The 23,713-nt window shown below is 72.3% G+C and carries 21 protein-coding genes; 5 read left to right on the top strand and 16 right to left on the bottom strand.

What is annotated here, in order from left to right; all coding sequences use genetic code 11:
• Nucleotides 1-22: 22 nt before the first annotated feature.
• On the bottom strand, nucleotides 23-925 hold the full coding sequence (locus ACZ4Z5_RS16540) for a S1 family peptidase (RefSeq protein WP_468262790.1): 903 nt from the start codon (nucleotides 923-925) through the stop codon (nucleotides 23-25).
• Nucleotides 926-1,720: 795 nt separating this feature from the next.
• On the bottom strand, nucleotides 1,721-2,962 hold the full coding sequence (locus tag ACZ4Z5_RS16535; protein ID WP_468262788.1) for a DUF5685 family protein: 1,242 nt from the start codon (nucleotides 2,960-2,962) through the stop codon (nucleotides 1,721-1,723).
• A 277-nt stretch (nucleotides 2,963-3,239) separates the two neighbouring features.
• On the opposite strand from ACZ4Z5_RS16535, the gene ACZ4Z5_RS16530 reads away from it, so the two are divergent.
• Nucleotides 3,240-3,677, top strand: a complete 438-nt coding sequence (locus ACZ4Z5_RS16530) for a cell division protein SepF (protein ID WP_468262785.1) — start codon at nucleotides 3,240-3,242, stop codon at nucleotides 3,675-3,677.
• 110 nt (nucleotides 3,678-3,787) lie between these two features.
• Here ACZ4Z5_RS16530 and ACZ4Z5_RS16525 read toward each other — a convergent pair whose 3' ends face one another.
• Both ACZ4Z5_RS16525 and ACZ4Z5_RS16520 read right to left on the bottom strand, forming a co-directional pair.
• Nucleotides 3,788-4,984 carry an acyl-CoA dehydrogenase family protein gene (locus ACZ4Z5_RS16525; protein ID WP_468262782.1) on the bottom strand — a complete coding sequence of 399 codons (1,197 nt, stop codon included), beginning with the start codon at nucleotides 4,982-4,984 and terminating at the stop codon, nucleotides 3,788-3,790.
• 116 nt (nucleotides 4,985-5,100) lie between these two features.
• A complete protein-coding gene (locus tag ACZ4Z5_RS16520) occupies nucleotides 5,101-7,113 on the bottom strand; it encodes an MFS transporter (RefSeq protein WP_468262780.1) in 2,013 nt (670 codons plus the stop codon).
• A 527-nt stretch (nucleotides 7,114-7,640) separates the two neighbouring features.
• Here ACZ4Z5_RS16520 and ACZ4Z5_RS16515 point away from each other — a divergent pair.
• Nucleotides 7,641-8,681 carry a phosphatase PAP2 family protein gene (locus ACZ4Z5_RS16515; protein WP_468262777.1) on the top strand — a complete coding sequence of 347 codons (1,041 nt, stop codon included), beginning with the start codon at nucleotides 7,641-7,643 and terminating at the stop codon, nucleotides 8,679-8,681.
• Nucleotides 8,682-8,928: 247 nt separating this feature from the next.
• On the opposite strand, the gene ACZ4Z5_RS16510 is transcribed toward ACZ4Z5_RS16515, so the two are convergent.
• The gene (locus ACZ4Z5_RS16510; RefSeq protein ID WP_468262775.1) at nucleotides 8,929-9,141 is read right to left on the bottom strand and encodes an I78 family peptidase inhibitor; all 213 of its coding nucleotides are present in this window, start codon (nucleotides 9,139-9,141) and stop codon (nucleotides 8,929-8,931) included.
• A 443-nt stretch (nucleotides 9,142-9,584) separates the two neighbouring features.
• On the opposite strand from ACZ4Z5_RS16510, the gene ctaD reads away from it, so the two are divergent.
• The gene (ctaD, locus tag ACZ4Z5_RS16505) at nucleotides 9,585-11,315 is read left to right on the top strand and encodes an aa3-type cytochrome oxidase subunit I (RefSeq protein ID WP_468262772.1); all 1,731 of its coding nucleotides are present in this window, start codon (nucleotides 9,585-9,587) and stop codon (nucleotides 11,313-11,315) included.
• Here the strand turns inward: ctaD and ACZ4Z5_RS16500 are convergent.
• The 6 genes from ACZ4Z5_RS16500 to ACZ4Z5_RS16475 form a co-directional block, all read right to left on the bottom strand.
• Nucleotides 11,266-12,234: a helix-turn-helix transcriptional regulator gene (locus ACZ4Z5_RS16500; protein WP_468262769.1), complete on the bottom strand. Its 969-nt coding sequence runs from the start codon at nucleotides 12,232-12,234 to the stop codon at nucleotides 11,266-11,268. The two genes, ctaD and ACZ4Z5_RS16500, sit on opposite strands and share 50 nt — an antisense overlap.
• Nucleotides 12,235-12,290: 56 nt before the next feature.
• Nucleotides 12,291-13,115 carry a hypothetical protein gene (locus ACZ4Z5_RS16495; protein WP_468262766.1) on the bottom strand — a complete coding sequence of 275 codons (825 nt, stop codon included), beginning with the start codon at nucleotides 13,113-13,115 and terminating at the stop codon, nucleotides 12,291-12,293.
• Nucleotides 13,112-14,392, bottom strand: a complete 1,281-nt coding sequence (locus ACZ4Z5_RS16490) for a glycosyltransferase family 4 protein (RefSeq protein ID WP_468262763.1) — start codon at nucleotides 14,390-14,392, stop codon at nucleotides 13,112-13,114. Before ACZ4Z5_RS16490 ends, ACZ4Z5_RS16495 begins: the two co-directional genes overlap by 4 nt.
• Nucleotides 14,393-14,577: 185 nt before the next feature.
• Entirely contained in the window at nucleotides 14,578-15,114 is a 537-nt protein-coding gene (locus ACZ4Z5_RS16485) for an MTB12 C-terminal domain-containing protein (protein ID WP_468262761.1), read from the bottom strand.
• A 406-nt stretch (nucleotides 15,115-15,520) separates the two neighbouring features.
• Complete coding sequence (locus tag ACZ4Z5_RS16480) at nucleotides 15,521-16,108, bottom strand: transglycosylase family protein (RefSeq protein ID WP_468262759.1); 588 nt, start codon at nucleotides 16,106-16,108, stop codon at nucleotides 15,521-15,523.
• 103 nt (nucleotides 16,109-16,211) lie between these two features.
• On the bottom strand, nucleotides 16,212-16,925 hold the full coding sequence (locus tag ACZ4Z5_RS16475) for a transglycosylase family protein (protein WP_468262756.1): 714 nt from the start codon (nucleotides 16,923-16,925) through the stop codon (nucleotides 16,212-16,214).
• A gap of 543 nt (nucleotides 16,926-17,468) precedes the next feature.
• On the opposite strand from ACZ4Z5_RS16475, the gene ACZ4Z5_RS16470 reads away from it, so the two are divergent.
• A complete protein-coding gene (locus tag ACZ4Z5_RS16470; protein ID WP_468262753.1) occupies nucleotides 17,469-18,242 on the top strand; it encodes a hypothetical protein in 774 nt (257 codons plus the stop codon).
• Between the two features lie 167 nt (nucleotides 18,243-18,409).
• Nucleotides 18,410-18,718 (top strand): hypothetical protein, encoded by a 309-nt coding sequence (locus ACZ4Z5_RS16465; protein ID WP_468262750.1) that lies wholly within the window; start codon nucleotides 18,410-18,412, stop codon nucleotides 18,716-18,718.
• Nucleotides 18,719-18,809: 91 nt separating this feature from the next.
• Here ACZ4Z5_RS16465 and der read toward each other — a convergent pair whose 3' ends face one another.
• From der to aroH, 5 genes are all read right to left on the bottom strand, one after another.
• Complete coding sequence (der, locus tag ACZ4Z5_RS16460; RefSeq protein WP_468262747.1) at nucleotides 18,810-20,258, bottom strand: ribosome biogenesis GTPase Der; 1,449 nt, start codon at nucleotides 20,256-20,258, stop codon at nucleotides 18,810-18,812.
• 63 nt (nucleotides 20,259-20,321) lie between these two features.
• The gene (locus tag ACZ4Z5_RS16455; protein WP_468263222.1) at nucleotides 20,322-20,909 is read right to left on the bottom strand and encodes a lysophospholipid acyltransferase family protein; all 588 of its coding nucleotides are present in this window, start codon (nucleotides 20,907-20,909) and stop codon (nucleotides 20,322-20,324) included.
• A 56-nt stretch (nucleotides 20,910-20,965) separates the two neighbouring features.
• Entirely contained in the window at nucleotides 20,966-21,655 is a 690-nt protein-coding gene (gene cmk, locus ACZ4Z5_RS16450; protein WP_468262745.1) for a (d)CMP kinase, read from the bottom strand.
• 440 nt (nucleotides 21,656-22,095) lie between these two features.
• A complete protein-coding gene (locus ACZ4Z5_RS16445) occupies nucleotides 22,096-23,181 on the bottom strand; it encodes a prephenate dehydrogenase (protein WP_468262742.1) in 1,086 nt (361 codons plus the stop codon).
• Complete coding sequence (aroH, locus tag ACZ4Z5_RS16440) at nucleotides 23,178-23,540, bottom strand: chorismate mutase (RefSeq protein WP_468262739.1); 363 nt, start codon at nucleotides 23,538-23,540, stop codon at nucleotides 23,178-23,180. Before aroH ends, ACZ4Z5_RS16445 begins: the two co-directional genes overlap by 4 nt.
• Nucleotides 23,541-23,713 lie beyond the last annotated feature (173 nt).

The following is a 23,713-nucleotide window of genomic DNA, read 5'->3' as shown; positions in this document are numbered from 1 at the left end:
ACCGGGGCCGGACCGTACGGGCTCAGTACACGCTGACCCCGTAGGCATTGAGTGCCTCCACCACGGGCTGGAAGAACGTCGTGCCGCCCGAGGTGCAGTTGCCGCTGCCGCCGGAGGTGAGGCCGAGGGCGGTGCTGCCCGAGTAGAGCGCTCCGCCGGAGTCACCGGGTTCGGCGCAGATGTTGGTGCGGATCATGCCGTAGACGATGTCGCCGCCGCCGTAGTTCACGGTGGCGTTCAGGCCGGTGACGCTGCCGCAGCGGGTGCCGGTGGTGGAGCCGCGGCGGCAGGCCGACTGGCCGACCGTCGGGTTCGCGGCCCTCGTGATGTCCTGGCTGCCGACCGTGCCCGACTTGGTGATCGTGGTGTTGGTGTACCGGACGAGACCGTAGTCGTTGTTCGGGAAGCTGGATCCGGCCGTGGGACCGAGGACGGTGGTGCGTCCGGGGTTGGAGTACCAGGTGCCCGCACCGTCGGTGCAGTGTCCGGCGGTCAGGAAGTAGGAGGTACTGCCGGAGCGGACGTTGAAGCCCAGCGAGCAGCGCCAGCTGCTCGCATAGACCGCGTCACCGCCCGAGATCAGTTTCCTCAGTTTGCCGGGGGTGCGCTCGATCTCGAGGGCGCCGGCGTTGGCTCCGGCAGCGCTCCGGATACGGGCGAGCCCGGCGCTGGAGACGGTGCTGTCCGCGGTGACGACGAGCCGGCCCGCGGCCTGGTCGACGTACCACGCGGTGCCGGCCACGTCGGCGGCGAGGACGGCGTCGCCCGCGGCGGCGAGCGCTGTGGCGCTGTACAGGGTGGGGGTGGTTTCGGCGTTCGCCTGGGGAACGGCGAGTCCGGCGGCGGCCAGCAGACCGGAGGCGACGGCGATCAGCCGGTTACGTCTCGCGGAACCGCTGCGGAAGGTGGTGCGCTTGGTCCTCACTTCTTGTCCTCCCGAAGGGAATTGAGGGTCCGTCATGGTGGGGGTGGACCCGTGAGCGGCAGCCGGGGACAGGCGATCCGGAATGGCTGAATGTCCTGTCCCTGACAAGCGCTGGCACGGAGTATTCGGCGGCCCGGACGGGAGGACAAGGGTGGCTTTCGGCCGGGCGCCGGGGAAGGACGCTGGATGGACCGGCGGAAGAGCCGGTGAAGAACCGGTGGTGGACTGGTGGTGGACCGGCGATCCGGCCGAGGACGGGCACGGCTCGGCCCACCCGCGGCCCCGCCGGTATCGCGCCACCGCTGGAGCCCCCGGCGGCGGGATACGCCCTGGAAGCAGGCCCGGCCAGGGCGCCACCGAAGGTGGCCGGGCCCCGCCGTCGAAGGACCCGCCGCCCGGGTCCCGTTCCCCGCGCCGGACGTGCCGGCCGCACGGCCCCGGGGCCCGTACCCCCAGCCGGGCACGGCCGGAATTCGCCGTTCCGCCACTTCGGCGGTCCGAAACGCGGCGGTGCATCGCGCCGACGGGCGGGCCGACCGGCCCGCGGCCTGACCCATGACCCCGTTGCCCGCCCGCACCCCCCCGTGCCTCAGTGCAGACCCGGACCCATGACCCCGTTGCCCGCCTGCGCACCCCCGTGCCTCAGCGCGCCCGTTCCCGCGCCCTCACACCATGCCGCACGCCCCCACCCCTCCCCCCGTACAGCCGTCGCATTACCCCGAACGGCAGCCCCGAGAGGTTCCTCCACTCCTGACCTCACACAGTTGTACGAGGTCAGAGGCAGTCCGTCGGCGTTCAGCAGTCGCAGCCGCAGCAGTCGCACGAGTCGCAGCAGTCGCAGTCGCAGTCGCGACAGGCACCCTTGCGCTTCTTCCGCGACCACGGGCCCTCGTACTCCTTCGCGCAGCAGAGCCGGCAGGTGCAGCAGAGGCCCACGGCCACGGCGCAGCCCTCCCAGAACCCGCGCCGCGGGGGGCGCTGGGGCTGTCCGCCGGCACCGGGCGGCAGGCCGCCCGCGCCACCGGCACCACCGCCGACAGGGCCGCCGCCGTAAGGGTTCCCGCCGTAGGGGTTACCGCCGCCGTAGGCGCCGCCCCCGTACGGGTTTCCGCCCCCGAAGGGGTTGCCGGTGCTGTTCATGACCTGGTGCGGCTCACGGCCGTGGCCCTGGTGACCGCAGCCGGTCGTGCCGAAGGCGCGGTCCACGGCGGTGCGGAGCTCATGGACCAGCAGGACGTGGGCCAGCTTGTCGTCGGTGAACTCCGCGTCGCGCAGCGCCAGGCGGATGCCGTGCAGTGCGTCGTCGGCGAGCCTGCGGGCCTCGGCCAGTCCGGTCCCGGTGGCGGTGAGCGGGTTCCAGGCGCCCGACGCGGCGTCGGCCTGCTGGTCCTCGACGGCGTCCAGCAGGTGGGCGAGCCGTCCGAAGAGGCGACCGGCCTCGCTGAGCGGCTCCACGTTCTGCGGCCTCCCCGCCAGTACGGCGGTGTGGGCGAAGGCAGCGGCAGTGGCCGTCTCGGTGGGTTCGGTGACGGTGAGCAGCGAGGTGCCGGGGCCCGCGAGGGCTTCGACACCGGTCTGCCGGTCGACTGCGTCCAGCAGGACGGCGGTGTCGAAGCCGAGCGCCGCGCCGGTGCGCGCACCGGCCCGGTTCCAGCTCCCGGCGACCCGGCGGGCGGCCGCCGCGACCGGGCGCCGCTTCAACAGCCCGTCCCCGTCTGCCACGTGGTCCCGGACCTTGGCTGAGGCCAGCACCAAGGAGACCGCGGCGGCCAGCCGGGCTCCCTCACCGCGGGCGACTGGAGCGGTGCGCATGGCCCGCAGCGGGCAGGGCCCGGCGGTGCGACGCCAGCCGGTGGTCCGCTCCGACTGAGCCTCCGTCAGAACGGAGACTATGAGCCCGTCGTAGTTGGTCACAACTCTGGCGAGCTGTCCGTGGTCGGACCGAAGTGCCAGGCAGAGCCCGCAGAGATGGGCCATCCACTCGGTCTTCAGGCCTTCGGAGAGCCGGTGCGAGCATGGTCTGACGATTCCGAACAAGGGGATCCCCCCGGTTTCGTACGGCTGTGCGGCAGGCATCGTATCCGCCGCTCACACGCATCCGTACGCTCACCACTCACCCATACAGCCTGACTTTCATATTTTGCGTTCCGTCAGGGGCCCTTCCTAGGAAGAACCTTGATGAACCACCACACGTTCTGCACCAGAACCGTCACGAATCCCCTGTGCGGCGTCTATCCACTTGGCACGCGATCCGCATCATGGACGACCATAGGGGTGTGGAGCGTTGAGGAACCGCTGTGAAAGGAGGCGTCCAATGGGATCGGTGCGCAAGGCGAGCGCCTGGCTGGGACTTGTCGAGGACAATGACGACGACCGCTACTACGACGACGAGTACACCGAGGAGACCGGAAACGGCGAACCCTGGGTGACCGACCCCCGTGTACGCGTGGCCTCCGAGGCGGCCCAGGACCACGGCCGCCGGATCGCCACGGTCACGCCGGACGGATTCCGGGACGCCCGCAGTATCGGCGAGCTCTTCCGGGACGGCATCCCGGTGATCGTGAACCTGACGTCCATGGAGCCCTCCGACGCCAAGCGTGTCGTCGACTTCACCGCCGGCCTGACCTTCGGCCTCCGCGGCTCGATCGAGCGGGTCGCCAACCGGGTGTTCCTGCTGACCCCCGCCGACACGCAGATCGTCAACGGGGAGACAACGGGTCGCACGAACGACGGATTCTTCAACCAGAGCTGAAGGGCGGACCGCTCACCGCCGCTCGCTGCCGCGCACCGGACCACGGCCACCGCCGCACGCCGGGTGGGCGGAAGGCGCTCGCCGCGGTCCTGTCCCCGGAACAGGGCGTGTCACCGGAAGGCGTCGATACCGGTGAGTGCCTTGCCCAGCACCAGCTGGTGCATCTCGACGGTTCCCTCGTAGGTGAGCACCGATTCGAGGTTGGTCGCGTGGCGCATCACCGGGTACTCCAGCGAGATGCCGTTGGCACCGAGGATCGTGCGTGAGGTGCGGCAGATCTCGATCGCCTCACGCACATTGTTCAGCTTTCCGAGGCTCACCTGCTCGGGGCGGAGCGTTCCGGCATCCATCCGGCGGCCGAGGTGGTGGGCCAGCAGGATTCCCTTGTGCAGTTCGACCGCCATGTCGGCCAGCTTGGCCTGGGTGAGCTGGAAGCCCCCGATGGGCCGGTCGAACTGCTCGCGTGTCCGGGAGTACTCCAGGGCCGACTCGAAACTGGACCGTGCTGCGCCCATGGCACCCCACACGATCCCGTACCGCGCGTGGTTCAGGCAGCTGAGCGGTCCGCGGAGTCCGGTCACCCCCGGGAGTGCCGCGTCTCCGGGCAGCCGCACCTCGTCCATGACCAGTTCGCTGGTGACCGAGGCCCGCAGGGACCACTTGTGCTTGATCTCGGGCGCGGAGAAGCCGGGGGTGTCGGTCGGCACGGCGAAGCCGCGGACGCCCTCGTCGGTCTGCGCCCAGACCACCGCGACCCCGGCGACGGAACCGTTGGTGATCCACATCTTGCGGCCGCTGAGCACCCAGTCGCCGCCGTCCCGCTTGGCGTGGGCGCGCATGCCCGCGGGGTCGGAACCGTGGTCGGGCTCGGTGAGGGCGAAGCAGCCGATGATCTCGCCGGCCGCCATGCCCGGCAGCCAGCGCTGCTTCTGCTCCTCCGAGCCGAAGCGGTGGATCGCGTACATGGCGAGCGACCCTTGCACGGAGACGAGGGAGCGGATGCCGGAGTCGGCGGCCTCCAACTCCAGGCAGGCCAGTCCGTACTGGACCGCGGTGGCGCCCGCGCAGCCGTAGCCGGACAGCGACATGCCGAGCGCTCCGATGGAGCCGAGCTCGCGGGTCAGCTCGCGGATGCCGGGAAGCTCACCCTTCTCGTACCACTCGGCGATGTGCGGCAGCACGCGGTCGGCCGCCCACGACCGGACGGTGTCGCGGATCGCGAGGTCCTCGGGGCTCAGGAGATCGTCGATACCGAGGGGGTCGGCGGGGTCGAACGGCGGCAGCTTCGACGACGGCGTTGCGGACATGCGGCGGGACCTCCGGCGGCTCTCACGCGGGCTGTGCCCGGCCGGAGGGTGCCCCGGCCGTGGCGGACCACACGAAAACTAGCAGTGGTAGTAACGGCTCGGGGCGACGTTACGGCTCAGTGTGCCGCCCGTCCAGACCGGGTCGTACCGGCAGCCCGCAGGGGGGCCGGCGCGGTCAGCCGCACCGTGATCGGAAGCGACTCGTCCGCCATATGCCGGCCGGCCGTCGCGGCACCGCCCTCGTCCGGGCCGTCTTCCCGGGAACGGGTCCCCTCCCCGCCGCCGTCCCGGCGGCCCGTACCGTCCCGGCCGACGGCACCGGCCGGGCCGTCGGTCCCGGGCTCATGTCCGCGGTCCTCCGGCTCCGTCGTCGCGCCGTGGTGCACCGGGGACGCCGGCGCGGCGCCGGGGAGACCCGCGGTCCCGGCCCGGTGCCCGGCGCCCGGGGCCGCGCCCGCCCCGCCGCCGGTCCGGTCGCGTCCGGCCTGGGAGGGCACGGTGCCCGGGGCCCGCCGGGCCTCCGGGAGTGCCACGTCGGCAGCCGTCCCGGGCCCCTCGCTCCCGGAGTCGGTGTCGGACTCCATGGCCTTCGGCAGCCTCAGCGCGGCCACCGCGCCGAGCAGCAGCAGTCCTGCGCTCACCAGCAGGGTGACGTGGAGGCCGTGGACGAAGGAGTGACGGGCCGCGGTGCGCAGCGCCGCGCCGACCGGTCCGCCGAGCCGCTCCGCGACCTGGTACGCCTCGCCGAGCGAGCGGGCCGCGGCCGCGGCCGCGGCCTGCGGCACCCCGGGGGCGGAGGAGAGCCCGGGGGCGTAGGCGGCGTTCATGACACTGCCGAGCAGTGCGATGCCGAGGCCCGCGCCCAGCTGGTACGAGGTCTCGCCGATCGCCGCGGCCCCGCCTGCGCGGTCCGCGGGTGCCTCGCTGAGCATCGACTCGTACGCCGCGAAGAGGGTCGTCTGGAGGCCGAAGCCGAGCAGCACGAAGCCGGAGGTGAGCAGTGCCGGGCGGTCGTTCTGCCCCATCAGGGTCAGGCAGAGCACGGCGGCCGCGGTGAGCACGAAGCCCAGCGACACCATCGTGCGGGGGCCGAGCCGCCGCAGCGTGAACGATCCGGTCGCCCCGGCCGCCATGGCGGCGAAGGTGAGCGGCAGCAGCCGCAGCCCGGTCTCCAGCGGGCTGAGGTCCAGGACGAGCTGGAGGTACTGGACGGCGATCAGTTCGAGTCCCACCAGCGCCAGCATGGCCAGCACGATGCAGCCGACGGACGTCGCGAAGGCGGTCCTGGTGAACATCGCGATGTCGATCAGCGGATGCTCGCGGCGCTTCTGGCGCCGTACGAAGAGGACGAGCAGGACGGCTCCGACGGACAGCGAGCACGAGGTGGAGGCGTCGAGGAGCGTGTGGCCGCCGCCGAGGCGCTTGACGCCGAGGACCATCCCGAGCACACCGGCCGCGGCCATGAGGGCACCGAGCACGTCCCAGGGCCCGTTGCCGTCGCCCCTGGACTCGGGCAGCAGCCACCGGCCGACCGGCAGGATGACCGCCATCAGCGGAATGTTGACGAGGAAGACCGAGCCCCACCAGAAGTGCTCGATGAGGAAGCCGCCGAGGACCGGTCCGGTCGCGGCGCCCACCGCCGCCACGGCGGTCCAGATGCCGATGGCCGTGGCCCGCTCCCGCCGGTCGGGGAACACCTGGCGAAGGATCGACAGGGTGGCAGGCATGATCATCGCGCCGCCCACCCCGAGCAGGGCGCGGGCCGCGATCAGGATCTCGGGGCTCCGGGCGAGCGCGGCGACGGCGGAGGCCACCCCGAAGAGCCCGTAGCCCAGCAGCAGCACCCTGCGGCGTCCGACCCGGTCGCCGAGCGTGCCGAACAGGATCAGCAGGGAGGCGCAGATCAGCGGATAGGCGTCGACGATCCACAGCAGTGCTATCGCGCTCGGCCGGAGGTCCTCGGTGACCGCGGGGATGGCGACGTGGAGCACCGTCGCATCGAGGGCGACGAGCAGCAGACTGACGCAGAGGACGACGAGCACGACCCAGCGGTTGGCACCGCCGGATCCCTCGTGCCGCCGGGGGGCGCCCAAGGACGGTCGTGAGCCGGCCGTGGTCGTCCCTGTCATGCATGTACCTCCCGCTGCTGGGCCTGCCCCGCGGAGTGACACCCGCTCCCTGGGCGGCACCCTCGTGGGGTGCGCCCGGTACGGGCCCCCCGCGAGTCGGCACCGGTCGATTCGCTCGCGCCCGGCAGGCCTGCGGGAGTCGGTCGTCCGCGGGCCCGGCATCGCCTGGCGAGTGAATCGCCAGCGTACGCGAGTTCAGAGCACCGACGTGTGGTCCACCACCCATGGCGGCGCGCGACGGCGTGTGGCGTGCGCCACGTACCGGACCCGCGGGCGGCGGTTCCGGAGCGCACCGGCGTCGCACCTTATCGCCCGGGAATTCCCGGAACGGCGGAGCCTGGAGGCAATTACGTGGTACGGAAACACCCTTCCCGACACGCCGGGGAAAGAAAAGAGGCCAAGGTCACTTGCAATTCGCATCGACCCATGAATAACCGGTGGCGTGAGACATACTCCACATCACATGGTCATCACGAACAGCCGGGATCGGCAGGGCCGCACACTCACTCGCTGTAACGTCGATTGACGTGCGTACCGATGGAATCTTCGCCCGGCTGGACCGGGAGCTGGAGCCGCCGAAGATAGAGATCCCGCGGATGAGCCGTACCCGCCAGGTCCTCTTCGGCTCGACGCTGGCCTTCTACGCGGCCATCGTCGTCGCCGTGCTGACCACCTCCTGGCTGGTGACCCTGGACTGGAAGGTCATGCTCTTCCGGCCGTACGAGCAGTGGCCGGCGATCCACGCCACGCTCGACTACTTCGTGGTGCTGGGCCAGCGCGGGCCCACCGCCGTGATGGTGGCGGCCTGGCTGGGATGGCGCTCCTGGCGGCAGCACACGCTGCGCCCGCTGCTGGTGCTCGGTGCGTCGCTGCTGCTGCTGAACGTGACGGTCGGTTCGGTCAAGCTGGGTCTGGGCCGCCTCGGCCCGCACTACGCGACGGAGATCGGCTCGGCCGAGATGTTCGCCGGCGGCGACATATTTCCTTCGGGCCACACCGCGAACGCCGTGGTCACCTGGGGCATCCTGTCGTATCTGGCGACCACTCCGAAGGCCCGGCGCCGCCTGTCGGTGCTGTCGGCGGTCGTCGCGCTCGGCGTGGGCGCGACCACGGTCTACCTCGGTACGCACTGGCTGAGCGACGTGCTGCTCGGCTGGGCCGCCGGGCTGCTGATCCTGCTGGCCCTGCCCTGGTTCGAGCCGGTGATCGGCCGGACCGAGGCATGGATCTTCGCGATGCGCGAACTGTGGCGTGCGCGCAGCCGCGGCGCCGTCCCGGCGCTGCCGGTCCCCGTCGCCCCGGCCGCTCCGCGTCCGGTGATAACGGCGCAGCGGCGGCCCGCCGAGGAGGCCGTTCCGGCCGCGGAGCCGGTGCGCGCCGGGGCCCCGGCGCGTCCCGCGGCCGCCCGGACCGCCCCGCACGCCGCCCACACGAAGCACTCCGCTCCGCGTGCGCACGCCGGCCGGCCGGAGCGTGCACCGCTCGCCCCGGTGGGCGGCAGACGGGCCCAGCACTCCGACCGTGCGGCGCGCGGTGCGGGGCAGCCCCGGGTGGTGCCCGGCGGCTGACCCGACGCGACGCCGAAGGCCCCGCCGGCTCCTGGAACCTGAGCTCATGGAACCGTCGGGGCCTTTGTCGTGCTGGTACGGGTGCGGGCCCGCGAGTCGAGTACGGGATGCGGGCGTTACGGGTGCGGGGCGCGCGGGCCGGGCCGGGCGCCGGGGACGGGGCCGCTCACGGGCGGAGCCGGACCAGGGGTGCGCCGACGCCCGTCCCCCTGGCCGGTGCACAGGCCCGCCGGGGCCTCCCAGGGGCTCAGCCGGGCCAGCAGCGGGTCACGGCCCCGCCGTCGACCTCGAAGTTGATCCGGCCCTCCAGGAACTCGAGGGTGATGATCGCGCCGGGCGGCAGGCTGCGCACCGTGGTCCAGCCGCGGGCGCGGGCCCGCCGTTCGGCCTCCTCGGCGTCGAGGCCCACATAGGAGGCGGGGATGTCGTCGGGCTGGGACGGGGTCGGATTCGGTGGCATGGAGTCACCGTAGGCGGCCCCGGAGGGTGACGGAAGGGCCGGAGGGATGGGTTCCGCGCATGGTCACGTCCGCCACTGGTCACACTTGTGTCACAGGATCATGACACCCGTACCCTTCGAACAACGTCACCCGAACGGGCAGTTCCCGGCCCGTTCCAGCGCTATTCCGCACCCTTCCGCGGATGCCCGGAAATCCCCGCCGAATTCCCCACGGCACGCCCGTGGAGCGGCCTTGGAATTCCTTGCTCCCGATGTACCGTCATGCTCTGGCGGCCCATAGGGAATTCACCGGTCCGTCACATGATCCGCACGGCGCGAGCAGGCCGCCGAAGCGCCCCGGTTTCCGGCGCGGACCCACTCCGTCGCACCGGCCCGGCCGCGCGCACGACGGCCCCCGCCGGCCCGTCGGCGGGGCCCGGGCCGCGCAACCCGAGGGAGCAGTGATGGGGACGGAGACGGCGGCGGAGCCGGCCGCGGGGCGCCCGCCGCGTGCCCGGACACCGGGCCGGGTGGCACTGGACTGGATCACCACCACCGATCACAAGAAGATCGGGCACCTCTACCTGATCACCTCGTTCGTCTTCTTCCTGATCGCCGGGCTGATGGCGATGCTGATGCGTGCCGAGCTGGCCCGGCCGGGCCTCCAGCTGATGTCGAACAACTCGTTCAACCAGGCGTTCACCCTGCACGGCACGATCATGCTGCTGCTGTTCGCGACGCCGACCTTCGCGGGCTTCGCCAACGAGATCGTGCCGCTGCAGATCGGGGCACCCGACGTGGCCTTCCCGCGGCTGAACATGTTCTCGTACTGGCTGTTCCTCTTCGGCGGCCTGATGGTGCTGGGCTCGCTGCTCCAGCCGACCGGGCCCGCCTCGTTCGGCTGGACCGCCTACGCGCCGCTGAACAGTCTCGAACGCTCCCCCGGTCTCGGCGCCGACCTGTGGATCATGGGGCTGGCGCTCTCCGGCTTCGGCACGATCCTCACGTCGGTGAACTTCCTGGTCACGATCATCGGGATGCGGGCGCCGGGGATGACGATGTTCCGGCTGCCCATCTTCACGTGGAACATCCTGTTCACCACGATCCTGGTGCTGATGGCGTTCCCGGTGCTCGCCGCGGCACTGCTGGTCCTGGAGGCGGACCGGCGGTTCGGCGCGGTGGTGTTCGAGGCGGAGTTCGGCGGGGCGCTGCTGTGGCAGCACCTCTTCTGGTTCTTCGGCCACCCCGAGGTGTACATCATCGCGCTGCCGTTCTTCGGCATCGTCACCGAGATCATCCCGGTGTTCTCCCGCAAGCCGATCTTCGGCTATGTGACCCTCGTGGGCGCCACTATGGCGATCACCGGACTGTCGGTGGTGGTGTGGGCGCACCATATGTTCGTCACGGGCGCGGTGTTGCTGCCGTTCTTCTCCATGCTGTCGTTCCTGATCGCCGTCCCGACCGGGGTGAAGTTCTTCAACTGGACCGGCACGATGCTGAACGGCTCGCTGTCGTTCGAGACCCCCATGCTGTGGTCCATCGGCTTCCTGGTGAGCTTCCTGCTCGGCGGGCTGACCGGGGTCATCCTGGCCTCGCCGCCGATGGACTTCCCCACCAACGACAGCTACTTCGTGGTGGCCCACTTCCACTACACGGTCTTCGGCACGGTCGCCTTCGCGACCTTCGCCGGCTTCTACTTCTGGTGGCCGAAGTTCACCGGCAGGATGCTCGACGAGCGGCTGGGACGCATCCACTTCTGGACCCTCTTCGTGGGGTTCCACATCACGTTCCTGGTGCAGCACTGGCTGGGCGCCGAGGGCATGCCGCGCCGGTACGCGGACTACCTGGCGGCAGACGGGTTCACCACGCTCAACACGGTCTCGACGATCGGGTCGTTCCTGCTGGGCATGTCGACGCTGCCGTTCCTCTACAACGTCTGGAAGACCCACAGGTACGGCGAGAAGGTGACCGTCGACGATCCCTGGGGGTTCGGCCGCTCACTGGAGTGGGCGACCTCCTGCCCGCCGCCCCGGCACAACTTCACCGCCCTGCCGAGGGTCCGGTCCGAGTCGCCCGCCTTCGATCTGCACCACCCCGAGTTCGCGGCCCTGAGGCCGGCCGTTCCGGAGGCTCCGCACGACGAGATCAGCCGGGGGCGTCCAGCGCCCGGGACAGACGGTCCCTCAGCACCCTGATGTGCGCGGTCAGTTCGGGCGGCTCGACCACCTCGAAATCGAGTCCCATCAGCATCACGTGGATGACCAGGACATCGAGCGACGCGGCCCCCGTGCGCAGCAGACAGCGGTCCGGGCCGTCGGGCTCCAGCACCCCGTCGGAGGGGCCGATCAGCTGCGCGGCCTCCTCGGCGGACGCCTGGAGCCTGATCACCGCGCATGCCGAGTAGGCGCCGGTGGAGACGCCCCGCGACACATAGGCGGCGAGGTCCTCGGCGGGCGGGGTACGCGGCGCGAAACGCGGACCGTGCGGCGGCCTGGGCACGATCCGGTCGGCCCGGAAGGTCCGCCAGTCGGAGCGGTCCAGGTCCCAGGCGACCAGGTACCAGCGGTGCTCCGTGCACACCAGGCGGTGCGGTTCGACGGTCCTGCGGGTCGCGGCCCCGTCATGATCGCGGTACTCGAAGCGCAGCCGCTCGCTGTCCCGGCAGGCGTTGGCCAGCTCGGTCAGCACGGAGGCGTCCACCCGGGACCGGGGTCCGCCGCGCAGCATCGGCACGGTGAAACCGTTGAGCGCCCCGACCCGGCGGCGCAGCCGGTCCGGCAGCACCTGCTCCAGTTTGGCGAGAGCCCGTACGGACGTCTCCCCGATGCCCTCGATGCCGTGCCCCGCGGCGGTGCGCAGTCCGACCGCGACCGCCACGGCCTCCTCGTCGTCCAGGAGCAGGGGCGGCAGCTGCGCCCCCTTGCCCAGCTGGTAGCCGCCGCCGGTGCCCGGACTGGAGTGCACCGGGTAGCCGAGTTCGCGGAGCCGGTCGACGTCACGCCGTACGGTGCGCGGGGTGACGCCGAGCCGGTCGGCCAGTTCGGCGCCGGACCATTCGCGGTGGGCCTGCAACAGGGACAGCAGGCGCAGCAGTCGTGCCGAGGTCTCCAGCATGGAACCGAGTCTGCCAGCCGTCGAGGACGGGCACGGTCCTCAAGCCCCCCGGGGGCTCATATCGCGTTCCCGGTCCACAGCGCGAAATCGTTGTCACCGTTGTAGTACGGGCGGACCACGGACCGGGGGCTGCCGGGGACGGGCTGGGCGGGGTACACGAAGACGTCCTGTTTGTCGGCGACGTCGTCGAGGATCCGGGACACCTTGATGCCGGGTGCGCCCTCGTCGGGGTGCAGCCACAGGAACCAGGACCGGTGCTCCTCTCCGCGGTCCTCGTCCAGCGCCCCGTACGGCACCGTGAACGAGAACCGGTCGTCCCCGCCCGTCACCGGGACATGGAACGAGGGGCTCTCGCCGCGCTTGCGGAACTGCCGCACCTCGACGGACGCCCGGTCGCCCGGCACGGCCCCGTACAGCCTGCCGGTGACGGTCAGCTCGCCGTCGCCGAAGGCGATGTCGCCGGCCTCGGCGTGCGGTTCGCGCACCCAGCTGCGGACCACCAGGGTGCCCTCGCGGGCGGCACACGGGATGCGCACCACGATCCGCGGGTGGTCCGGCTCCGGTGTGCGGTCCACCAGGCTGCGCAGGTCGCCGACGCCCGGCTCGATGCGGTGATCGGCCCCGTCACCCCAGTCGGCACAGGCGTCCCAGTGGCCTTCGGCCAGCTCCACGGTGCTCGGCAGCACCGCGCGCAGCCGGCCCGCGTCCGTGGGCGTGAGCGGCAGCCGCATCTCGTCCTGCGGCGCCTTCCCGCCGCGCCGTCTGAGCACCAGCGCCGCGTCGCCGACCGCCGTGGCCGTGATGTCGAAGGTCAGCCCGCCGGCCGAGTCGGCCGTGCAGTCCGCGCGCGGAGCCGGCGCGTCGGGAGTGGGGGCGGTCATGCGGTCTGTCCCTTCCGGAGCACGGAGACGGCCTTCTGCCGCAGCGCATGAGCCCCGTCGAGGACGCCGCTGCGGGTGCGGTGCAGGGATTCGCGCAGCGGTCCGTACGAGCGGGAGCCCGCGCCACGCGCCAGCAGTTCGGTGAACAGCGCCTCGTGGCGCTCGGCGACGCGGGCGGGATCGAAGCGGGCCGCGTTCCGGAGCGCGGCGCGACCCATCCGCTGCCGCAGCGCCGCGTCGCCGACGAGCTCCCCGAGCGCCCTCGCGATCGCGCCGACGTCCCCCATGGGGACGAGACGGCCGTCGACACCGTCCTCGATGATCTCGCGCGGCCCGTTCGGGCAGTCCGTCGACACGACCGGCACCCCGCAGCGCATGGCCTCGACGATGGTCATGCCGAACGACTCGTGGTCGGAGGTGACGGCGGCGACCGAGCCCTTGACCCACTCCGGCTCCAGCGGGCTCGCGGGGCCCATCAGGAACACCCGGTTGTGCAGACCGAGTTCGTGAATGAGGGACCGCAGTGCCTCCTTCTCGTTGCCGGTGGAGTCACCGGCGCCGAATATCCGCAGGCCCCAGTCGGGGTGTTCCGCCACCACGTCGGCGAAGGCCCGGACGAGCAGGTCGTAGCGTTTGATGCGGGTGAGCCGACCGGCCGCGACGATCCACTTCCCGGTGCCGTCGCCGGGCGGGAGCGACGGGGCCGGCACGCTGTTCGACACGGCTTCTATCCGCACCCCCGGCAGGCCCAGCCGGCGGTAGGCGCGCGCGTCGGCCTTCGTGACGGTCGTGATCGCGTCCAGCAGCGGATAGCAGTGGTCCAGTTCGCGGCGCAGACGGTAGCCGTGGCTGCCCAGGGTGAGGTGCTCCTGGCCGACGCGGACGAGGCCGCGCCGGGTCTGCCGGGTGATGTGGACGTTGAGCCCGGGCCGGGTGCCGACGACGACATCGGCCTCCAGCGACCGGAGATGCGCACCGATCCGGGCGTCGGTGAGGCTGCTGTACTGCGGGTGGCGGCCGTCTCCGCGGGGGAACACCCTGGCGGGCCGGGCGTGTTCGGGAGCGTCCCCCTCGTAGCCCGGGGTGTTCCGGCGGATGTCGACGAGGTGACCGAGCCGTACACCCTCCGGGGCGACCAGCAGGGGTTCGTCGCGGTGCCGGAACACGGACACGATCTCCACGTCGTGCTGCTCGGCGAGAGTGCCGGCGAGCGTGAAGGTGCTCCGTATGGTGCCTCCGATGCCGTACGCGTTGTGCAGCAGGAAAGAGATGTGCATGCGTCGCCGTGTCCCCCAGCTCGTCCTCTGGACGTTGTGCTCCCCCGTGGTCGCCCTGGACTGTACCCCGTGGGTGTGACCCGGCCGTTTCAGGGGCGGTACGGCGGTTGGGGAACGTCGTCCCGATTCGGTCCCGCCTCCCGGGGGTTGGGCCCGGACCGTCCGGTGCCGGGGATCCGGTGGTGTCAGCAACCCGGCAGCGCCGTCCGGCCGTTGCCGCTCATCTCCACCAGCGTGCACAGCGTCTTCGTGGAGACCTTCCAGGTGCCGTCCTGGAGCACCGCGTCCCCCTTCGCGTCGGGCAGCGCCTTGACGCCCGAGACCACCAGGTCGTAGGTGACGTCCGCCCCGGTGGCCGACGTGAACGTCACCTCCTTCACATCGGCGGACGTCTGCGCCGACCGCTCGTCGGCGCCGAAGAGGAGGAGGGCCGGGCGCAGCTGCTCGCCGTTCTCCAGCAGGCCGACCTTCTCGTCGGTGGGCGTGTCCCCGTCGAAGAACGCCACCCAGTTCTGCTCGATCTCCTCCTCGGCCGCGGCGGGGTCGGAGGGCCTGTCCCCCGTCCCTTCGGCCGCCTCCGCCGGCGGCACGACCGCCGTCGGGCTGGCCGTCCCGGTGCCGCCGTCACCGCCGCCGTCCGCACACCCCACCGCCGTGGGCATCAGCACCAGCACCGTGGCGGCGGCCCATACGGCGGTGCGCGGACGTCTCACAGAAACCATGGCTCACCACCAGGTGTCGGAGCGAGCCGGGCGGCTCGACGGTCGGAGGGCGTATCCCTGCGGGCATCCTGCAATGGATCAGCCCGGGTCACCACTTGGACTGACCCGCCGTCGGGACCGGGGTCCGGCCACGGAGGCACGACGGGGCACCGTGCGGTACGCCGTTGCGGTGATGCGGGGGCACATGGGCGGCCGCTGTCCCGGGGGGCGGGCCGACGCGACGAGGCGTGCGGCGATCCGTCCGGGCGGAGGGCACGGCGCAGGAGCGCAGGCGTCGCGTGCGGGGCGCACGGGCAGCGCGCGGCAGTACCGGGCAGAGCAGGCGCGGGCTTGGTGCAGACGGCACGCAAACGGGTCGGGCGGAGCGGTCAAGCGAAGCGACCGCGGCCGGGCAGGCGCGGGCGGCTCAGCTCCGTGCGATCGGGGACGCGGAGCCGGGTGGGAGGGTGAGCATCGCACCCGGGTGGATGAGATCCGGGTCGGGGCCGATGGCCATGCGGTTGGCCGTGTGGAGGGCCCGCCAGCCGCCGGGGATCCGGTAGCGGCGGCTGACGGCTGCGAGCGTCTCGCCGGGCTTCACGAAGTGGGCACGGCCCGAGAGCCCGTAGCGCCTGGAGCAGGTGGGCCAGGCCCGCCAGCCCTGCCGGGCGGCGACGCGTTCGCCGACGGTGATCTGCTGGGGGCGGGTGGCGAGATCGGCGCGCCCGGCGTAGGCGAGGCCGCCGTGCTCGATCCAGGTCGCGTTCCGGAACTGGAGGCCGCCGTAGAAGCCGTTGCCGGTGTTGATGTGCCAGTTCCCGGCGCTCTCGCAGAAGGCGAGGCAGCCCCAGGGCCATTGGTCGGTGGCACAGGCGGGGGTGGCGGCCGCACGGGTGACGGAGACCCCACGCTCGCCCGTCGGCGGGGCATGCGCCGCCGCGGTCTGCGCCCCCAGGGGTACGAGGACGAGCAGTGCGGCGATCAGCGGGGCCGGTCCGTGGCGGTCTGTCGGCATCGGCCGACACTGGCACCGGGGGCCGGGGCGGCACGGGCGCCGCGCGGACGCGACGGCCCCGCCCCACCCGGTCGGCCGACCGGGTGGGGCGGGTTCGGTCGGTTCAGACGGCCAGCCTCTGACCGGGCCGGATGACGTCGGCGTCGGCACCGATGACCTCGCGGTTGGCGGTGTGGAGGTCCTGCCATCGGGTGCCGTGGGCGGCGGCGATGCCGCTCAGTGTGTCACCGTGCCGGACGGTGTACGTCCCACGGGACGTACCGCGGTCGGTGCGCGCGGAGGCGCGCTGCTCGGCGGCCGTCCGCGCGGCGGAGGCGGCGGCCGCGGACTTCTTCACGGACGAACCCGCGGCGGCCGTGGCGGACCCGGTGGCCCCGGCGGGCTTCGCCGGCCTGACGGGCTTCCAGGGCTTGGCAGGCGGCGTCCAGGGCTTGGCGGGCTTCGCCGGTGCCTCGGCGATGTCGGGCGCCGGGCCGGATGCCCCCGCCCGTGCCGCGCAGGTCGGCCAGGCGCCCCAGCCCTGGGCGCGCTGCACCTTGGTGGCGACGGCGATCTGCTGCGACTTGGTCGCCCGGTCGGCGGTCGCCGCGTAGGCGCCCCCGCCGTACGCGCGCCAGGTGGCGGCGGAGAACTGCAGTCCGCCGTAGTAACCATTGCCGGTGTTGATGTGCCAGTTCCCGCCGCTTTCGCAGCGGGCGATGCGGTCCCACACTCCTGCGTCGGCCGCGGCGGCGTCGCCCGCGGTGGCGGCGAGGAGGGCCAGAGGCGCCACCAGGGAGGCGGCGACAAGGGTGGCCGTACGGGAACTCGAAGGCATCTCTTTCCTTTCGGAGGACCCGGAAAGTCCCTTGGGCGGTACGCCCCTTGGCGCGTCCGGCGCCATGGGCCCGTACCGCCCCGCCCCGCCGGGGGTCGTGCTGGTGGTGCTGGTCTCCGCTCCCGGTCCGGCGATGGTGCTGCCGGGCCGACGGGAGGTGGCGGGCGTTCCGGGCGGTGCTCGTTGCACACGGCCGAGGAATCTAGGCAGCACATTGCCCGCGACTCAACCAAACGCCCCTTTCCGCAGGCCAGTTGACGATTACCGCCGGTATCAGCAACTTTCGGCCACCCCTTTGATCCATGGATTTCGGCATATATCGACCTGCCGTGCGTGCGACCTGTGTTCGAGCTCACCCCCCGAAACACCGTGCAGCTTGCCGTTGTTGACACGGAGTGACATCTTCCGCCGCCGAGTTCACCCTGCGCGCCCATTGGTTCGATTCCGTTCGCCTGCGCGCGTGACTCCGCCCACAGATCCCCCGTTGTCATCGGTACGAGCCGGGAACAGCCCGGCTCACGCACCTAGTTCGAGGAGTCACCCGTGCCGCGCATGCTCGACGTCAGTCAGGACGTACGCGCCGAGATCGGCGACGAAGAAGCCGACCGGCTGCTCGCCGGGGACAGTGCCCCGGGCACCTACGACTGCACCTCCTGCCGCACTCAGGGCGACTCCCAGCAGGAGCGGACCAGCACGGTGCTGTTCGTGGGCGAGGAGACCGCGGTCCTCGCGTTCGCCCACGCCACCTGCATCCCGTCGCAGGTCGTCAAGGTCTCCGAGGAGCAGCTCCAGGGTGCCGTCCGCAGCATCACGGGCTCGGGCTACGACCCGGTGCCGAGCGCCCCCGCCGAACAGGCGGTGCTCGGTGTGACGAGCGGCCTGGTGCTGGTGGAGGGCGATCTGCACCCGGCGTTGGTGGTCGAACCGACCGCCCCGATCTCCCGCCCCGGTTCCTTCGCCGCGCACGACGAGTTCCTGCCGCTGCTCGTCGAGCAGGGCTTCTCGCCGGTCCCCCACGTGGACAAGCTGCCCGGCGTGCTGCGCGGCTGGTCGGTCCTGCTGGCCATGGGGCAGCTGCACGCGATCCTGCAGCCCGGCGTCGGCGGCCCGGTCTCCTGGTGGCAGGCCCACCAGCCGCTCCACGTGACCGACGGCTGGCGTGCCGCGGCCAACAAGTCGAAGACGGTCCTGGTCTACTGCGCACCGGTCGGCACGATCGGCCAGCAGTCCCGGGAGGACCTGCTGCGGGACGCCCTGGACCAGGCGGCGGCGCGCGGCGTGCTGGTGGCCGCCGCCATGCCGCTGGCGGGCACCTGAGCGAAGGCCCGCCGCAGTGGACGCGGTTCGTCAGCGCCACGGGCCCGGGGTACCCGCGGACCGTGATATCTCGGTACAGACCGCATCCCGCGGGCGACGGGGTCGTTGGCACCTACGTGCACTCATACGACCCCGCCCGCCAGCCGTACCAGAGCTCGATCCCCTCCATGCGTCCCTCGCACGAGACGACGGTCAGCTCCTCCTCCCCCACCCCGATCTACGACGCGCTGTACTCCGAGTACCGCCGTGCGTTCCGCGCCCTGCCGGGCGACCGGACGGGGGAGGAACAGCTCCGCTTCCACGGCTTCGGCACCGTCCACCATGCCGGCCGCGGCTGGCAGAACGCGGGATACGTCGCAAGTTCCGGGTACGGCGGCCAGCACGGCGAGTCCGGCTCGTGGAACAGCAGCGGGCGGCAGCACCCGGGGCGTCCGCTCCCGGCGGCGCTGCCGCCCGCTCCGCGCCGGGGCAGCTGACCCCGGCGGCTTCTGTTCTCTCTCCCGCCGCTCTCCCGTGGTGCTCGGCCGGCGCCTTGGCACAGGCCCGCCACCGGCCGACGGCCTGCGGCTACTTCTTCTTGCCGCGCTTCTCCCGTACCCGCACCGAGATGTGGATCGGGGTGCCCTCGAACCCGAACTCCTCGCGCAGCCGACGCTCCACGAAACGCCGGTAGCCGTGCTCCAGGAAGCCGGACGCGAAGAGGACGAACCGCGGGGGCTTGGTGCCGGCCTGCGTCCCGAACAGGATCCGCGGCTGCTTGCCGCCGCGGATCGGGTGCGGGTGCGCGGCGACCAGCTCGCCGAGGAAGGCGTTCAGCCGCCCCGTCGGCACCCGGGTCTCCCAGCCCGCCAGCGCCGTCTCGATGGCCGGAACGAGCTTCTCCATGTGCCGCCCGGTCCGGGCCGACACGTTCACCCGGGGCGCCCACGAGACCTGCTGCATCTCGGTCTCGATCTCGCGCTCCAGGTAGTAGCGGCGCTCCTCGTCGAGGGTGTCCCACTTGTTGTACGCGATCACCAGCGCACGCCCCGCCTCGACGGCCATGGTGATGATCCGCTGGTCCTGGACGCTGATGGACTCGGTGGTGTCGATCAGGACCACCGCGACCTCGGCCTTCTCGACGGCGGCCGCGGTCCGCAGCGAGGCGTAGTAGTCGGCGCCCTCCTGGAGGTGGACCCGCTTCCGGATACCGGCCGTGTCGACGAACTTCCAGGTCTGGCCGCCGAGTTCGATGAGCTCGTCGACCGGGTCGCGGGTGGTCCCGGCCAGTTCGTTGACGACGACGCGCTCCTCGCCTGCGACCTTGTTCAGCAGCGAGGACTTGCCGACGTTCGGACGGCCGATGAGGGCGACGCGGCGGGGACCGCCCACCGCGGCGCCGAACGTCTGCTCGGGCGCTTCCGGCAGGGCCTTCAGCACCTCGTCGAGGAGGTCGCCGGTACCACGGCCGTGCAGCGCGGAGACCGGGAAGGGCTCGCCGAGGCCCAGCGACCACAGCATCGCGGCGTCGGCCTCACCGGACGGTCCGTCGACCTTGTTGGCCGCCAGCACCACCGGCTTGCCGGCTCGGCGTAGCAGCTTGACGACGGCCTCGTCGGTGTCGGTCGCGCCGACGGTGGCGTCCACGACGAAGACCACCGCGTCGGCGGCGTCGATCGCGAACTCGGCCTGGGCGGCGACGGACGCGTCGATGCCGAGCACGTCCTGCTCCCAGCCGCCGGTGTCGACGACCTTGAAGCGGCGGCCGGCCCACTCGGCCTCGTAGGTGACGCGGTCGCGCGTCACTCCGGGCTTGTCCTCGACGACCGCCTCACGACGGCCGATGATGCGGTTGACCAGGGTCGACTTGCCGACGTTCGGCCGGCCGACGACGGCGAGGACGGGCAGCGGGCCGTGACCGGCCTCCTCGATCGCGCCTTCGACGTCCTCGAGGTCGAAGCCCTCCCCCGCGGCGAGCTCCATGAACTCCGCGTACTCGGCGTCGCCAAGTGCCCCGTGGTCGTGCTGGTCGTTCATGAAGTCCGTTCCTCGTCGTTCGTGGTGATCGGTGAGCGTGGGCTCACTACTGTTGAGTCTCGCCTAGCGCCCGGTGAGGCGCCTGGCGTTTTCCAGGTGGGCGGTGAGGTGCTCCTGGATGCGCAGCGTGGCCTCGTCCAGCGCTTTGCGTGTACGCCTGCCACTGCCGTCGCCCGCCTCGAAGGCGTCGCCGAAGACGACGTCCACCCGGCTGCGCAGCGGCGGCAGGGCGGATATGAGCCGGCCCTTGCGCTCGGTGCTGCCGAGGACGGCGACCGGGACGATCGGCGCCCCGGACCGTACGGCGAAGTAGGCGAGTCCGGCGCGCAGCGAGGCGAAGTCGCCCTCGCCCCGGGTGCCCTCGGGGAAGATCCCGAGGACGCCGCCGTTCTCCAGCACGCCGAGGGCGCTGGTGACGGCGGTTCGGTCGGCGCTCGTGCGGTCCACCTTCAGCTGACCGATTCCGGTCAGGAACCGGCCCAGGGGTCCGACGAACGCCTCCTTCTTGATCAGGAAGTGCACGGGCCGAGGCGCGGTGCCCATCAGTATCGGGCCGTCGATGTTGTGCGAGTGGTTGACGGCGAAGATCACCGGACCGGAGGCCGGGACCCGCCAGGCGCCGAGGACGCGCGGCCTCCACAGGGAGTGCATCAGCCCGATCCCTATGCCCCGGCCGACCGCGGCACCCTTCTCGGAGGGAACGTCCGTCACGCGGTCCGCCGCTCCTCGACGAGGGTGACGACGCACTCGACGACCTGCTCGAGGGTCAGCTCGGTGGTGTCCACCTCGATGGCGTCGTCGGCCTTGGCGAGCGGGGAGGTCTTGCGGCCCGAGTCGGCGGCGTCCCGCTGGATGAGCGCGGCCTTGGTGGCGGCGAGTCCCGTCGCCTGGGTGCCCTTCAGCTCGCCGTTGCGGCGGGCGGCACGGGCCTCCGCGGAGGCCGTGAGGAAGATCTTGACGTCGGCGTCCGGCAGGACGGTCGTCCCGATGTCGCGGCCCTCGACGACTATGCCGTTCGCGGCGGCGGCCGCGATGGACCGCTGGAGGTCGGTGATCACCGCGCGGACCTCGGGCACCGCGCTGACCGCGCTCACCTTGGAGGTGACCTCCTGGGTGCGGATCGGGCCTGCGACGTCCACGCCGTCGGCCGTGATCGTCGGGGCCGACGGATCGGTACCGGAGACGATGACCGGCTTGCCGGAGGCGATGGCCACGGCGGCGGCGTCGTCCGTGTCGACACCGTTGGTGATCATCCACCAGGTGATCGCCCGGTACTGGGCGCCGGTGTCCAGGTAGCTCAGACCGAGCTTGGCGGCCACGGCCTTGGAAGTGCTGGACTTGCCCGTGCCGGAGGGGCCGTCGATGGCGACGATCACGGATTCCACGGTGGTGGACACCTTCCTGGTGCTCGGGGTGTGCGGGGCGAAGCGGTCGGCCCCACACAAGGTTACCGACTCTCCGTAGCGCTCCGGCCCGCGGCTGCGGGCTGCCCGGCGGCCGGGCCGGCCGGGCCGCCGCTCCCGGAAGCTCGCTGCCGCCACGGCGGCCCGCGCCGGGCAGCTCGTCCCCGGCGGTAGCGGGTCGTTCCGGCAGCAGCACCCCACCCAGCCGGTCCCGCAGTCGGCCGAGGGCGGGCCGACGACCAGGAAGGAGCGGCCGGGCAAGGGGCGGCCGGGCAGCAGTCGACCGGGCGCACAGGCGACCGCGGATCGCCCCCACCCGACGCCGGGGCGGACCTCCGTCAGCAGGAAACCGCCGCCGCCCCGGCCCGGCGTCGGCCAGGACCGGCCTGCTGCAACGGACCCGATGCGAGGACGGACCCACCACGAGGACGGACCTACTGGCGGATCGACCACCCCTGCTCGCGAAGGGCGGCGCTGAGGACGGGCGCGGCGGCCGGTTCGACCATGATCTGGACGAGGCCGGCCTGCTGCCCGGTGGCGTGCTCGATGCGCACGTCCTCGATGTTGACGCCGGCACGTCCGGCGTCGGCGAAGATGCGGGCCAGCTCGCCCGGGTGGTCGCCGATGAGCACGGCGACGACCTCGTACGTGGCGGGCGCCGCGCCGTGCTTGCCGGGCACGCGGGTCCGGCCGGCGTTGCCGCGGCGCAGCACGTCCTCGATGCCCTCGGCTCCGTCCCGGCGCCTGCCCTCGTCGGAGGACTCCAGGGCGCGCAGGGCGCGGACCGTCGCGTCCAGGTCGGCGGCGACGCCGGCGAGCACGTCGGCGACGGGTCCGGGGTTCGCGGAGAGGATCTCCACCCACATCCGCGGGTCCGACGCTGCGATCCGGGTCACGTCCCTGATGCCCTGCCCGCAGAGCCGTACGGCGCTCTCTTCGGCCTCCTCCAGCCGGGCCGCGACCATCGAGGAGACGAGCTGCGGGGTGTGCGAGACCAGCGCGACGGCCCGGTCGTGGGCGTCGGCGTCCATGACCACGGGCACGGCACGGCACAGCGCGACGAGTTCCAGGGCGAGGTTGAGCACCTCGGTGTCCGTGTCCCGGGTGGGCGTGAGGACCCAGGGGCGGCCCTCGAAGAGGTCGGCGGTGGCGGCGAGCGGCCCCGAGCGTTCCTTGCCGGCCATCGGGTGCGTACCGATGTACGCGGTGAGGTCCAGGCCCGCGGCCTCCAGCTCCCGGCGCGGCCCGCCCTTCACACTGGCGACGTCGAGGTAGCCGCGGGCGATCCCACGGCGCATGGCATCGGCGAGCGTGCCGGCCACGTGGGACGGCGGTACGGCGATCACGGCGAGGTCGACCCTGCCCTCGGGGGCCTGGTCCGTGCCGGCGCCGAGCGCGGCTGCGGTGCGGGCCCGGGCGGGGTCGTGGTCGGCGAGGTGGACGTCGACGCCGCGTCCGGCGAGGGCGAGCGCGGCGGAGGTGCCGATCAGTCCGGTTCCGATGACGAGTGCGGTTCTCACTGGGCGATGTCCTTGCGCAGGGCGGCCGCGGCACCGAGGTAGACGTGCGAGATCTCCGACTTGGCCCGTCCGGTCTCGATGTGCGCGAGGACACGGACGACGCGCGGCATCGCCCCGGCGACGTCGAGCTCCTGCGCGCAGATCAGGGGGACGTCGACGATCCCGAGCTTGCGCGCCGCTGCGGCGGGGAAGTCGCTGCGCAGGTCGGGCGTGGCCGTGAACCAGACGCTGATCAGATCGTCGGACGTCAGGCCGTTGCGTTCCAGGACCGCGGTGAGCAGGGCTCCCACCTGCTCTTCCATGTGGCCGGCATCGTCCCGCTCCAGCTGGACGGCGCCTCGGACCGCTCGTACCGCCACGTTGTGCTCCTTACCTGCGAGTGCTGTGATCAGCGTAGGGGGTAGCCACCGGGCGTACGAGTGCGGCGGCCGCCCTCCGAGACGGGCGGCCGCCGCTGCGTGGACATGGCGGGCGGCCGGCACTCTCCGGTCGACGTAGGAACCACTCCGCCGGGCGTGAGTCCCAGTCCCCG

The sequence above is a fragment of the Streptomyces sp. NPDC030222 genome (assembly GCF_055573115.1).
Note: the sequence above shows the minus strand (reverse complement) of the source record. Positions and strands in the feature narration are given on the sequence as shown.